This is a genomic window from Martinezella sp. CNPSo 3732, assembly GCF_057784515.1.
Genome location: NZ_JBXSOO010000006.1, coordinates 121606 through 134533 on the forward strand (window position 1 = coordinate 121606; position 12928 = coordinate 134533).

General features: G+C 59.0%; 16 protein-coding genes. 7 read left to right on the forward strand and 9 right to left on the reverse strand.

Translation table 11 applies throughout. From position 1 onward, the window contains the following. Window positions 1-87: 87 nt before the first annotated feature. The 4 genes from AC13RM_RS14115 to AC13RM_RS14130 all read right to left on the reverse strand — a co-directional run bounded on the left by AC13RM_RS14115 (window position 88) and on the right by AC13RM_RS14130 (window position 1839). Window positions 88-978: an NAD-dependent epimerase/dehydratase family protein gene (locus tag AC13RM_RS14115; RefSeq protein WP_488555203.1), complete on the reverse strand. Its 891-nt coding sequence runs from the start codon at window positions 976-978 to the stop codon at window positions 88-90. 212 nt (window positions 979-1190) lie between these two features. After that, window positions 1191-1325 (reverse strand): hypothetical protein, encoded by a 135-nt coding sequence (locus AC13RM_RS14120; RefSeq protein ID WP_257713997.1) that lies wholly within the window; start codon window positions 1323-1325, stop codon window positions 1191-1193. Between the two features lie 39 nt (window positions 1326-1364). Continuing rightward, on the reverse strand, window positions 1365-1523 hold the full coding sequence (locus AC13RM_RS14125; protein ID WP_167078361.1) for a hypothetical protein: 159 nt from the start codon (window positions 1521-1523) through the stop codon (window positions 1365-1367). Window positions 1524-1614: 91 nt separating this feature from the next. Continuing rightward, on the reverse strand, window positions 1615-1839 hold the full coding sequence (locus AC13RM_RS14130) for a hypothetical protein (RefSeq protein ID WP_285172684.1): 225 nt from the start codon (window positions 1837-1839) through the stop codon (window positions 1615-1617). A 201-nt stretch (window positions 1840-2040) separates the two neighbouring features. Here AC13RM_RS14130 and coaD point away from each other — a divergent pair, with 201 nt between their 5' ends. The 7 genes from coaD (at window position 2041) to AC13RM_RS14165 (ending at window position 7906) form a co-directional block, all read left to right on the forward strand. Further along, window positions 2041-2553: a pantetheine-phosphate adenylyltransferase gene (gene coaD, locus AC13RM_RS14135; RefSeq protein WP_374822135.1), complete on the forward strand. Its 513-nt coding sequence runs from the start codon at window positions 2041-2043 to the stop codon at window positions 2551-2553. Between the two features lie 29 nt (window positions 2554-2582). After that, window positions 2583-3155, forward strand: a complete 573-nt coding sequence (locus tag AC13RM_RS14140; protein WP_374822132.1) for a peptidylprolyl isomerase — start codon at window positions 2583-2585, stop codon at window positions 3153-3155. A 115-nt stretch (window positions 3156-3270) separates the two neighbouring features. Continuing rightward, complete coding sequence (locus tag AC13RM_RS14145; protein WP_092715425.1) at window positions 3271-3780, forward strand: peptidylprolyl isomerase; 510 nt, start codon at window positions 3271-3273, stop codon at window positions 3778-3780. 88 nt (window positions 3781-3868) lie between these two features. Then, window positions 3869-4954, forward strand: coding sequence for a tRNA preQ1(34) S-adenosylmethionine ribosyltransferase-isomerase QueA (gene queA, locus AC13RM_RS14150; RefSeq protein WP_488555204.1), 1086 nt, complete (start codon window positions 3869-3871; stop codon window positions 4952-4954). 6 nt (window positions 4955-4960) lie between these two features. Further along, complete coding sequence (gene tgt / locus AC13RM_RS14155; RefSeq protein ID WP_488555205.1) at window positions 4961-6091, forward strand: tRNA guanosine(34) transglycosylase Tgt; 1131 nt, start codon at window positions 4961-4963, stop codon at window positions 6089-6091. Between the two features lie 245 nt (window positions 6092-6336). Next, entirely contained in the window at window positions 6337-6762 is a 426-nt protein-coding gene (locus tag AC13RM_RS14160) for a VOC family protein (RefSeq protein ID WP_488555220.1), read from the forward strand. A gap of 253 nt (window positions 6763-7015) precedes the next feature. Continuing rightward, complete coding sequence (locus AC13RM_RS14165; RefSeq protein ID WP_285172680.1) at window positions 7016-7906, forward strand: cell wall hydrolase; 891 nt, start codon at window positions 7016-7018, stop codon at window positions 7904-7906. Between the two features lie 78 nt (window positions 7907-7984). Here AC13RM_RS14165 and AC13RM_RS14170 read toward each other — a convergent pair whose 3' ends face one another. The 5 genes from AC13RM_RS14170 to AC13RM_RS14190 form a co-directional block, all read right to left on the reverse strand. Then, window positions 7985-8407 (reverse strand): DUF4864 domain-containing protein, encoded by a 423-nt coding sequence (locus AC13RM_RS14170; RefSeq protein WP_488555206.1) that lies wholly within the window; start codon window positions 8405-8407, stop codon window positions 7985-7987. A 57-nt stretch (window positions 8408-8464) separates the two neighbouring features. Then, window positions 8465-9730 carry a beta-ketoacyl-ACP synthase II gene (gene fabF / locus AC13RM_RS14175; protein WP_440480005.1) on the reverse strand — a complete coding sequence of 422 codons (1266 nt, stop codon included), beginning with the start codon at window positions 9728-9730 and terminating at the stop codon, window positions 8465-8467. 17 nt (window positions 9731-9747) lie between these two features. Beyond that, window positions 9748-10254: a winged helix-turn-helix transcriptional regulator gene (locus tag AC13RM_RS14180; protein ID WP_488555221.1), complete on the reverse strand. Its 507-nt coding sequence runs from the start codon at window positions 10252-10254 to the stop codon at window positions 9748-9750. 146 nt (window positions 10255-10400) lie between these two features. Beyond that, window positions 10401-10991 (reverse strand): NADPH-dependent FMN reductase, encoded by a 591-nt coding sequence (locus AC13RM_RS14185; protein ID WP_488555207.1) that lies wholly within the window; start codon window positions 10989-10991, stop codon window positions 10401-10403. 35 nt (window positions 10992-11026) lie between these two features. Continuing rightward, on the reverse strand, window positions 11027-12928 hold the full coding sequence (locus AC13RM_RS14190) for an ABC transporter ATP-binding protein (protein ID WP_113229885.1): 1902 nt from the start codon (window positions 12926-12928) through the stop codon (window positions 11027-11029).

Below are 12928 nucleotides of genomic sequence, written 5' to 3' on the forward strand. Positions count from 1 at the left end.
TCGCATGAGCTTGATAACAGGCTCATGCGATTGCTTTTGGGAACGTTGCTCGATCTTGAGTTCATCGCCGATTATCCGGCCGTTCTATTATTCCGCTTGTCCGTTGTCCTGCGAAAAGGGCGGCAAAACCTCCAGGCTCTCCCGATCCAGCTGCGCAAAAACCTCGTCGTACCCGAAGCGGAAATGCCAGCCGAGGACCGTGCCCGCGGATTTCGATGCGTAGACGCGATCGATACTTTGAGGCAGCGGCCAATTTTGCTGGGCGAATTTCGCGGCAAGGCCCGGCGCGCGCAACTGGATGACGGAGGCGGCGTCGACCGCGAGTGCCTCGCAATCTTCCGGTTTGAACAGCGTGCTGGCGGAAACGATATGTCGTTGAAAATCTTTACCGCCGTTCGTCAGTGCCGCGACATGGGCATCCGCGACGTCGCGGATATCGACGCCGCGATGCAGGCGATGAACAGCCATCACATTGGCTGGTTCTGGAAAACTTCGAGACATGCGTAAAACGCGGACCTGCAAATCCGGGCCAGCCATACCCTTAAGGATCTGCTCGGCTTCCAGTTTCGTGCGATGATAGATGCTTTTCGGTTGCGGCACGGTGTCTTCATCGACCCATGTGCAATGACCGGAAACGACCGCGCGACCATAAAGTGCCGTCGTACTGGTAAACACCAGTCGCTTAACACCGGCAGCCAGCGCCGCCTCCGCCAGCCGCCGTGTTCCGCCCACATTGATGCGGCGAAATTCTTCGTCGGAAACCGTCCCGACATGAGGGGCATGCAGGGCCGCGCCGTGGATGATCGCATCCGTACCCGTCAACGCCTGGCGCAGCAACGCCGCATTGGTAAAATCTCCGAGGAGATGCGTCGTCGAAAACGGCGAACGATCGATGCCTATCACCCTGTGGCTTGGTGCCAGCGCATTAGAGATCGCCCGGCCAAGTCGCCCGGAGCTGCCTGTCAGGACAATGCGCATCTTGATCCCTCGATGAACCGCGATCACCATAGCATGGTTGAAGCGTCTGGCGCGCTTCCTCCTGCAAAATCATGCTTTTGCGTAGAGACGACAAGGTTTGGGGGAGAGAATTTATTTGTAACGGCAATAAAAAACCGGACGCTGGCGGGGAAAGCGTCCGGTTCAGGGTCCATCCGAGCATATGGCGGGGAGAGATGCTCGGTACGCGGAGATCAGAGCGTCTTGTGACGCTTATGCAGCCTCTTGCTTTCTTCGCTTTCGCGATGAAGCGCCGAAATGGTGGATGCGACTGACACGACAAACATGATGCTGATGAAAAGTGTAAGCAGCGTCAAAATTGTGAACATGATCGCTCCCTCCTTTGGTGGGACTAGCGTTCAGATCCCTTAGTACTGGCTAGAGGCAACGAAGGGACGAGCCGAAGCGAAGGGACCGTAGATCTTCGACTGGTCGGGTTTCTGATCATAAAGCGCAACGGTTGCTGCAAGCATTCCCGAAATCATGGCCATCCAAACAAAGTTAATAAGGGTGATCTTGTCGGGCATACTCTTCTTCCTTCTTGCCGCAATGTGCAATTTGAGTTTCGGACTGTTAACGCGGCGTTTCCCAAATGGTTCCGCCGATATTGAGAGCTATCTAGCAATGCGCATCTGAAGCGACCTTGAATGCCTTGTTCATCTGGCGTTCAGATTCGCGATGCGTTTTACGCATGGCAGTGGCGATTTCTTGGGCAAAATCGATACCTTTGCCGTTTTCCGAGGCGGAATCCCATTCGATCTCGTAATTGTCGGCGAAAAGATGAACGAGGTATTCGACGAAAAATGAGCCGATGATGGCGCCTGCGATGATGAAGACGAGCATGGCATGATGTCCCTGAAACCGAGATCGGCGAGCCGTTGAAGCAGGCCCGTTTCGATGTTGATGTCAGTAGAGCATTGTCGAGCTGAAACGGCCTTGAACGGCGTGTTCATCTGCAGTTCAGAGGCGGCCGCCGGGTTGTAAATCACTTGCGATGCGGCCTCATCCGTGACAAAAGGCGTCGAAACAACGAGCCGGCTTGGTATGACGACAGCCTTCTATCCTGGGTCCTTCGACCCGATGACCAACGGACATCTGGATGTCCTCGTGCAGGCGTTGAATGTCGCCGCCAAGGTGATCGTTGCGATCGGCATTCACCCTGGCAAGAAGCCGCTTTTCTCCTTCGAAGAGCGGGCGGAACTCATCCGAAGATCGCTCGGTGAGGCTTTGCCACAAAAGGCGGGCGATATTTCCGTCGTCGCTTTCGACAATCTGGTCGTCGATGCCGCCCGCGCCCACGGCGCGACCTTGCTGGTACGCGGCCTGCGTGATGGCACTGATCTTGACTATGAAATGCAGATGGCCGGCATGAACAGGCAGATGGCGCCGGATATTCAGACGCTGTTTCTGCCCGCCGGCACGGCCTCGCGGCCCATAACCGCCACATTGGTGCGGCAGATCGCATCCATGGGCGGCGATGTCAGCGCCTTCGTGCCGTCGGTGGTTCTGGAAGCGCTGAACGGCAAACTCAAAAATAAGGCCAGCGGCAACAGCTGAGCCCAAATCCAATCCCGAACGGAGCATCCATGAAACTCTTTCATATTGCATTGGCAGGATTCCTGAGCCTTGCCGCCTTCGCAGGCAGCGCGTTCTCGGCCGCAGCCGCAGATCTTTTGACCATCCAGCTCAAGGACGGCCCGGTGGTCATCCAGTTGATGCCGGAGGTTGCTCCGAAGCACGTCGCCCAGATCGAAGCGTTGGCGAAGAAGGGTGCTTACGACAACGTCGTCTTCCATCGCGTCATCGATGGCTTTATGGCCCAGACGGGTGACGTCCAGTATGGCAATGCCTCCAAGGGGTATGATCCGAACAAGGCCGGCACCGGCGGCTCCGATCTGCCGAACCTTCCGGCCGAATTCTCCAAGGTTCCGTTCCAGCGCGGCACCGTCGGCATGGCGCGCGCCCAGGATCCGAACTCCGCCAACTCGCAATTCTTCATCATGTTCGCCAATGGCGATTTCCTGAACGGCCAGTACACGGTCGTCGGCAAGGTCGTCTCGGGCATGGAGCTCGTCGACAAGATCAAGCGAGGCGAAGGCCAGAACGGTGAAGTGAGCAACCCAGACAAGATGCTCAAGGTCACTGTCACCAAGAAGTGATTTCACGGGCATGATCCCGAAAGGCGCGGCGCGGCTTTTGGATGAGATCACGCCAAGGCAAGCTGCATGATCCAGGTCAGGATCATGCACAAACAGAGAGAACAAGGAAACGAACATGGCTGAGATCAAGGATCCAGAAAACACCCTCATCCTGGAAACCACCAAGGGCCAGGTTGTCATTCAGCTTCTGCCGCAGGTCGCTCCCGAGCATGTCGCCCGCATCAAGGAGCTTGCGCGCGAAAAAGCCTATGACGGCGTCGTCTTCCATCGCGTCATCGACGGCTTCATGGCCCAGACGGGCGACGTGCAATTCGGCAAGCAGGGTAGCGAAACCTTCAACCCAGGCCGCGCGGGCATGGGCGGCTCTTCCAAGCCGGATTTGAAGGCCGAGTTCTCCGCGACGTCGCATATTCGCGGCACCTGCTCGATGGCCCGTTCGCAGAACCCGAACTCGGCCAACTCGCAGTTCTTCATCTGCTTTGCCGACGCTCCGTGGCTGAACAAGCAATACTCCGTTTGGGGTCAGGTCATCTCCGGCATGGAATTCGTCGACCAGATCAAGCGCGGCGAGCCGGTAAAGGATCCGGATTCGATCGTATCCGCGCGGGTTGCCGCCGACGTCTGATCGTGATTATTCCTGAAACCCGCCTCTTGCGCCGCTGGTGTGAGGGGCGGGTTTCGCTTTGCCTGAATGAACTGCCTGGACCAATTGAATGCGTGTTGACCTTTTCGATTTCGATCTGCCGGAGGAGCGTATAGCGCTCAGGCCCGCCGAGCCGCGCGACAGTGCGCGCCTGCTCGTCGTCGATCCGAACGATGGCGCAAACACGCTGAGCGACCATCAGGTGCGGGATCTGCCATCTTTCCTGCGCCCCGGCGATGCTATGGTTTTTAACGATACCAAGGTGATACCGGCGCAGCTGGAAGGTATTCGCCATCGGGAGGGCGCGCCCGGTCAGCAGGTCTCGGCGACGCTGCATATGCGTGCCGCGCCGGATCGCTGGAAGGCCTTTGCCAAGCCCGGAAAGCGCATCAAGATTGGCGATCGCATCCAGTTCGGTCACGGCGAAAATGTCTGCGCGCTTGGTTCGCTCGACGCCACTGTCGAGGAAAAGGGTGAGGGCGGTGAGATTACCCTGCGGTTCGATCTGTCCGGTCCCTCTCTCGATGAGGCGATTGCCAGCGTTGGACATATTCCGCTGCCACCCTATATCGCGGCGAAGCGCCCGGAAGACGAGCGCGATCGCGCCGATTACCAGACGATCTACGCGCGTGAAGAAGGCGCCGTCGCGGCACCCACCGCCGGCCTGCATTTCACGCCATCACTGTTTGCCGCGCTTGATGTCCTCGGCGTCGAGCGGCATTTCGTGACGCTGCACGTCGGCGCCGGCACCTTTCTGCCGGTCAAAGCCGACGATACCGATGACCACAAGATGCATTTCGAGATCGGCTATGTCGATGCAGCGACGGCCGCAAAGCTCAATGCCGTCAAGGCGAGGGGTGGCCGCATCGTCTGTGTTGGCACCACGTCGCTGCGATTGATCGAAAGCGCCGCCGCTGATGACGGCACCATCCAGCCTTGGCAGGGTGCAACGGGCATTTTCATCACGCCCGGCTACCGTTTCAAGGCCGTCGACATGCTGATGACCAATTTCCACCTGCCGCGCTCGACCCTGTTCATGCTCGTATCGGCCTTTGCGGGCCTCGATACGATGCGCGCGGCCTATACCCATGCTATCGAGACGGGCTATCGCTTTTATTCCTACGGCGATGGCAGCCTGCTCCACCGGAAAGACTAGGACGAAATGAGCGAGAGCTTTCAGTTTCAATTGAAGAAGACCGATGGCGGCGCGCGCCTCGGCGAAGTTTCCATGCCGCGCGGGACCATCCGCACGCCGGCCTTCATGCCTGTCGGTACCGTCGGCACCGTCAAGGCGATGTATCTTGACCAGGTGCGCGAGACTGGCGCCGATATCATTCTCGGCAATACCTATCACTTGATGCTGCGTCCGACAGCCGAGCGTGTCGCCCGCCTCGGCGGGTTGCATCAGCTGATCCGTTGGCCGCATCCGATCCTGACCGATTCCGGCGGCTTCCAGGTGATGTCGCTGTCCGGTCTGCGTAAACTCGATGAGCAGGGCGTCACCTTCAAATCGCACGTCGACGGCAGCCTGCATCACATGTCGCCGGAGCGATCGATCGAGATCCAGGGATTGCTCGGCTCCGATATCCAGATGCAGCTCGACGAATGCGTCGCTCTGCCGGCAACGCCGAAAGAAATCGAGCGCGCCATGGAAATGTCGCTGCGTTGGGCGGAGCGTTGCAAGGTTGCCTTCGGCAACCAGCCCGGCAAGGCAATGTTCGGCATCGTGCAGGGTGGCGACGTGCCGGAGCTTCGCGTCCGCTCGGCACAGGCGCTGAGCGGCATGGACCTGAAGGGCTATGCGGTCGGCGGCCTTGCCGTCGGCGAACCGCAGGAAGTCATGCTGCGCATGCTCGAGATCACCTTGCCGGAACTGCCGATGGAGAAGCCGCGCTATCTGATGGGCGTCGGCACGCCGGACGACATCCTGAAGTCCGTCGCGCGCGGCATCGACATGTTCGATTGCGTAATGCCGACCCGCTCCGGTCGCCACGGGCTGGCTTTTACCCGCCGCGGCAAGGTGAATATCCGCAATGCCCGCCACGCCGAAGATATGCGTCCGCTGGACGAACAGTCCAATTGCCCGGCTTCGCGCGATTATTCCCGCGCCTATCTGCATCACCTCGTCCGTGCCAACGAAGCGCTCGGCGGTATGCTGCTCTCCTGGCACAATCTTGCCTACTATCAGGAACTGATGCAGGGCATTCGCCAGGCGATCGCCGAAGGCCGCTTCGCCGATTTCATGGCCGAAACAATGGAGAATTGGGCGAGGGGCGATCTCGAGCCAGTTTGATCCTGCTAAGATGAGGATGCGCCACGCGATCTTGCTGCTATGGCGATTTCGCGCTAACAGAAGCGTGTCGAAAAAGGCAGGGTTGGTTTCGGTAGGCCCAACCCCTTCCAGTCTGGAAGCACTGCTCCTTGCCATTGGTGATGAGAGCCCGCGACGCGGAACTTGACCATTGTGGTCGAGTGTCTCGCGTTGGCGTGGGCCGGATCGACCGACATGTCTCCGCGGGAAAGCCTTTTGGAGCTGTCATGAGACTAAACCACCTGGATCTGCATGTTCCCGATGTCGCCGCGACGCGGGATTTTTTTGTTTCCGTATTCGGCCTGACGGAAGTGGAAACGCGAAGCGAGAATGGTCTCGCCATCCTTCGCGACGATGCCGGGCTTGAACTTGTCATCAGCCGGCCGGTCGGGAAATTCGGCGGCGCCGATAGCGTCTCCATCGGTCGCAATACCTATCATATCGGCTTCATGCAGCCGTCCCGGGAGGCGGTCGATCTGCTGTTCGAGCGAGCGAAATCGAGCGGCTGCGAAATCTTGAAACCACCTTCGGCCATACGTGGCAATTGGTCGTTTTACTGTTTTGCACCGGGGCGAATCCTCGTCGAAGTCGGCTGGCGCATGGACCTCGCTCTGTTGGTAAATCATTTATTATCGATTGATTGCTATCCTTAACAAACATCATTTTGAGCCGGCTGGAACGGGCTTGCCTTGGGCAATTTCCGTTTCCGGTCGTGTTTCAAAATGAGCTTGGCGACAATAAAGCATTGGGAAAAATAGCGAATCGGAATAAACGGTCCATCCGCCTTTGAAAAATGTCATTGGCAGATTTGATTGCGTGGCCGCTTGGAATTTTGAAAAAATCCGGCTAAAACGCATTCTCTTAATCGATAAGGGCTGTACTACCGAAAATAGGAGGCACTTGCCGTTGAGGGCGCAACGCAAATTCGGGGCATGTCTTTCGGGGCTATTGGTTGTCGGTCTGGCCGCTACCAGCTGTACGACAACACAGAAGACAACCCCCACCCCCAGCAATACCACCAAGCCCATTCGTGGCGCAAAAGTGACGTATAATTACACGATGAAGGACAAGGATTGTCTCGAACGTGCAATGTATTTCGAGTCGGAACGCTCCGATCCCAGCGGTTACATGGCCGTTGGCACGGTCGTGATGAATAGACTGACCTCCGGTGCCTATCCGCCCACGATCTGTGGCGTCGTTGCTCAGGAAAAGCAGTTCGCGCCAGGCGTAATGAGCAGGGAAGTCAAGGATCAGGCAAAGCCGGATCTCGAAGTTGCTGCCTCGAAGATCCTGCGCGGCGAACGGCACCCCCAGGTGAAGGACGCGATGTTCTTTCATACCGAAGGCCTGAGATTCCCGTACGATAATATGCACTACGTCGCTTATGCCGGCGGCAACGCGTTCTATGAGAAGCGTGGTCGCGATGGCGAATTGCAGACGCCCGCGCCGCTTCCGGCCTATGAGGTTGCGATGAATTACGTGCCCACGCAGGGCGCGCCGCAATCTCCCTTCGTCCTGCCGGAAACGCAGCCGGCGCCGACGACTTCGGCCGTCGCGGCCTTTACGCCTGTCTCCAACCCGGTGGTGACGATGCCGCAGAGCGCCGTTCTGATACCGGCCGCGGTACCGATCCCGACGCCAGCACCCACAGACATGGCAATTTCGGGACCGCTTTCGAGCGGCGAGACCACATATACGAATACGCCTATGCCGGCTTCGACGGTCGTCATTCCTCAGCCGCGACCGGGCTTCGAAGGCGATAGCGCTGTCGGAAGTGCAGCTAGAATTCGCGGTTAGAAACAGCTGGTCGCAGTTCACACAGCGCGTTTTTCCTAGGAAAGACGCGCTGTTTTGCTGTTTGGGCTTAGCCGCAGTTCAAATGCCCTCGCTTGCCGTTTTGGCAAGAATCTGCACGCCATTGATCTTGTAACTGCCGTCCGGCTGACGAATTATCTGGTAGATCGCCGTCCAGTCCCTATCATCGGTCCCTGTGATCAGCACCTCCTGATAGACGATTGCGCCGTTGTCGATCGCGCGGCTTTTGCCGAAGGCATAGTTGCCGGGATGATAGACCGGCTGGTAGCTCTTCTTCACCATGGCGAAGAAGCTGTCCTTATCCGGGAAGAGCGCCTTGATGCCGGGTGCGGCGAAGGAATAGGCGGTCGCCGCATCATCGTGCAGAAAGGCCTCGATTTGTTGCTCAATGAGGCTCTGTGCCGTCTGCACCGGATCTTTCGCGTAAGCGACCGGCACAACGGCAAAGCAGCAGAGAAAAACGGCGAAAGAAAAAGCGCGCATGTCTGTCCCCAGCCATATGGAGAAAGCTTAGCGCGCTTTGATCGCAAGCAGAAGCGATTACTGCCAGCGGCGGAAGAGGGCGCTGGCGTTGACGCCGCCGAAACCAAAACCATTGGAGATCGCATACTCCATGGCCATTGGCCGCGCGGTGCTGCCGACGATGTCGATACCTTCCGCTGCGGGATCCGGATCCTGCAGATTGCGCGTCGGCGGGGCGACCTGATCACGCAGAGCCATAATCGTGAAGATCGCTTCCATGCCGCCGGCAGCACCCAGAAGATGGCCGGTCGCGGCTTTCGTGCCACTGATGGCGATCGCGCCGTCGCGACCGAAGACAGTCTTGATCGCCTCCATCTCGCCTCGGTCGCCGACCTGGGTCGATGTCGCGTGCGCATTCAGGTGTTTGACCTCGGACGGGGAAATGCGAGCCTGGGCGAGGGCGGCAAGCATGGCCCGGCGTGCACCATCGCCGTCTTCCGGCCCTGCCGTCATGTGATAGGCATCGGCGGCGGTGCCATAACCGACAAGTTCGGCAAGCGGCGTTGCGCCGCGGGCGAGCGCATGCTCGAGGCTTTCGATGACAAGCATGCCGGCGCCTTCACCCATGACGAAGCCGTCACGGCCGCTGTCGAAGGGACGGGAGGCTTCCTCGGGGCGATTGCTGAAACCTGTCGAAAGCGCACGCGCCGCAGCAAAGCCGCCAAGGCTGACCTTGTCGATGCAGGCTTCCGCTCCGCCGCAGATGGCAACATCGGCCTCTCCGGACCGGATCAGCCGCGCCGCATCGCCGATTGCCTGCACGCTGGCCGCACAGGCGGTGACCGGCGCACCGAGCGGTCCCTTGAAGCCATAGCGGATACTCACTTGGCCGGCGGCAAGATTGACGAGGAAGGAGGGGATCGTGAAGGGCGAAAGGCGGCGCACTCCTTTCGTTTCGGCTGTGCGCACGGCATCGGCGATGGCGGGAAAACCACCGACGCCCGATGCAATGATCGTGGCCGTCCGTTCCAGAGCGCCGACGTCAGTCGGTTGCCAGCCTGACTGCAGGATCGCTTCCTCGGCGGCAGCCATGGCGAAGAGGATGAAGCGATCCATCTTCTTCTGGTCTTTGACGGGCACATAACGATCGGCATCGAAGCCGGCCTCGGGATCTTGAGCGATATCGGGGACGACGCCGCCGATCTTCGCCCCGAGATCGCCTACCATCTCCTCGGGCAGCAGCCTGAGACCGGAGCGGCCCTCAACCAGCCTCTTCCAGCTTGCATTGACACCTACGCCCAGGGGCGAAACCAGCCCCATGCCGGTGACGACGATACGATCCATGTCTTGCTCCTACTATGTCAGGCGTCGAAGCCCAGAAACCATGCTTTCATCTGGGCGATGCGTTCATGAACGGTGTCATCGGCCGCAGGCCCGGGCACGAGTATCGTGTCTTCGGGCTGAAAGACGCGGCCGGTGACGCGATCGATGAGAAGCGGGTCGCGATCCTCACCGGTATTGGCGTCGACGAGGCGCATTGCGACTTCTTCGGCAGGCAAGTGCCGATTGCCCCAGGTGAAGAGCGCCATTAGCACAGGGAAGAAATCCCGGCCCTTTTCGGTCAGCACATATTCGTAGCGCGGCGGCCGCTCATGATAGAGTCGTCGCTCGAACAGGCCTTCGTCTGTGAGATGCTTGAGCCGCCGCGTCAGGATGTTCGGCGCAACGCCGAGATTTTTCTGGAATTCGTCGAACCGGCTCAATCCCTGCAGCGCATCACGTAGGATCAGGATGCTCCACCAGTCGCCCACGCTTTCGAGCGCACGGGCGGCGGGGCATTTGAAATTGCTGAAGCTGGTTCTCTGCATGGGCGAGGCAGATAGCATAAGTAACTATCATGATGCAAGTTACCATCGCGAAGCTAGACCTCCGTGAAGCAGGTATTCAATCTGCTGGCGCGCGAGGCTAGATGGAATGAGCGGAATGCGTCTGGCTGTGGCCAGGCCGCGGGTTTTCAGTACGGAGGAGCCTTACGGGCTCGCTGCTGTTTTGCTGCCTCGGTCCACCAGGCGAGGTCCTCGGCAAAACGGGGGAAAGCTCTTGCCAGCGCATCGCCTCCGCTCCCTGTCGGCTTGCCATCAACGTCCAATGCCGCCGAAATATTGGCGACGGCAAGCGTGCTCGAGATAACCACCATTCCCATCTCGGAAAGAGTGCCATGCCAGGAGACCGCCGCGTGGGCGCCGGAAAGGCGGCCGGCGGAGTAACTTGCAATAGCCGCCGGGCGCCAAAACCACTCCTCAAGGTAATGATCGGTCAGATTTTTCAGGCCGGGTTGCATGCCCCAATTATATTCGCCCGTGACGAAAACGAAGGCATCGGCAGTTCGAATTTTCTCGGCAAGCTGCTCCATTGCTGAGGGCGCGGAACCTTTGGGATATTCCTTGTACATCCGATCCAGCATCGGCAGGCCAACCGCCTTTGCGTCGACGAGTTCCACATCGTTTCCGCGCTGACCTAGGCTGGTTACGAGATAATTCGCAAGACGAATGCCGGCACGATCCGATCGGTAGGACCCGTAGAGAACCAGAATACTGTCGGTCATTGTTGATTATGCCCCCACAGTTTGTGCGAAATACTCTACGTCCGCGACTCCACCGGCACCGAAGCGGAGACCTCTTCCTCCGGAATATCGTCGAAAGACGCATAATTGAGGTTATAGAGCTTCGAGTAAAGCTTGCCGTTTGCCATCAGCTGATTGTGGTTGCCGCTTTCAAGCAACTGGCCGTTCTGCAGCACGATAATGCGGTCGGCCTCACGGATGGTGGCCAGACGATGGGCGATCACGAGACCGGTGCGGCCTTCGAGCAGCTTCACCAACGCTTTCTGGATCAGCATTTCGGTGTAGCTGTCGATATTCGCAGTGGCTTCGTCGAGCACGAGGATCTTGGCATCCGCGACAAGGGCGCGGGCGAAGCTGACGAGCTGGCGCTGGCCGAGCGAAAGGCCGCCGCCGCGCTCGCCGAGAACGGAATCGTAGCCATCCGGAAGGCGCATGATGAACTCATGCGCGCCGACCGCTTTGGCGGCCTCGATGACCTCTTCGCGCGTCGCCTCCGTCTTGTTGTAGCGGATGTTCTCCAGCACCGTGCCGGTGAAGAGGAACGGCTCCTGCAGCACCATGGCAATCTGGCGTCCGAGCGAATCCTGGGTAAGGGAGCGTACGTCATGACCGCCGACCAATACCTGGCCATGCTGCACATCATAAAAGCGATGGATGAGGGCCATTGAGCTCGACTTGCCCGAGCCCGTTGGCCCGATCAACGCCACCGTTTCTCCGGGATTGACCCTGAAGCTGACATTCTTCAGCACGGGATGCTTGGGATTATAGCCGAAGATCACATCGCGGAACTCGACCGAGCCATCCATATCCGGCGACAGTTCGATCGCATCGGGCGCATCCTTGATGTCGACCGGAACGTCGAGCACCTCGGTCAGCCGCTGGCCGGACGCCATGGCGCGCTGCATGACCGAATATTGCATGGTCAGCGAACGGATCGGGTCGAAGAAGCGCTGAATGTAGAACAGGAAGGCGACCATGATGCCGACATCGAGCCTGTGGTTCAGAACCATCGAACCGCCGACGATGATGACGATCGCCATGGCCATGCCGGTCAGCGTGTCGACGATCGGCACCATGACCTGCGCATAGCGCGCCGCCGTCAGATGCGTCTGGAGGTTCGCGTGGGCTTTTTCGTCGAAAAGCGAGAAGTTCACGCTCTGCCGATGCATGCCCTGGACGGCACGCACTCCGTGGATCGCTTCCGCCAGTGCGCCGCTGGTGACGGAGTTGGTCTCATGTGCGTTCATGAAGGCGACCCGCGCCTTCGGCAGCCAGAACAGCCGTACGATGAAAAGGATCGGCATGACGGAAAGCGTCAGCAGGCCGAGCCGGAAATCCAGCGACAGCATGACGATGACGATGCCGAAGAGCAGGGCTATGTCGCCGACGGAAAGCACTGAAGTTTCAAGGAATTCTTGCATGGAGTTAACGTCGCCCTGCAGGCGCGACATCAGGCGACCGACCTCCGTTTTGTCCATGAAGGATAGCGAAACGCGCTGCAGATGCGCAAACATAGCCCGGCGAATGTCGAACAGCACTTCCTCGGCGACCTGGCCGACATAGGTTTCCTGCACATAGCTCGCCCCGTAATTGACGAGGATGGCCGCCGTGAAAACTCCCAGAGACAACCAGAGTGCAAAATAATCTATGGCTCCGCGCGCCATCGCGCTGTCGATCGCATGGCGGATGACGAGCGGTATGACGATCTGCGATGCGGTGAAGAGCAGAACGGCCGCAACGGAGATGTAGATCTGCCGCCGATAGGGGCTGACGAAGGCCCAGATACGGCGGATGATCTTGGTGTCGAAGACCTTGCCAAAGATCTCCTCTTCGACGCGATGCGAGCCGACCACGGCACGGGGAGGGCGACGACCATCCTCGCGCACATCGTTGCGCTCGGTTTCGATGGTTTCCGACAT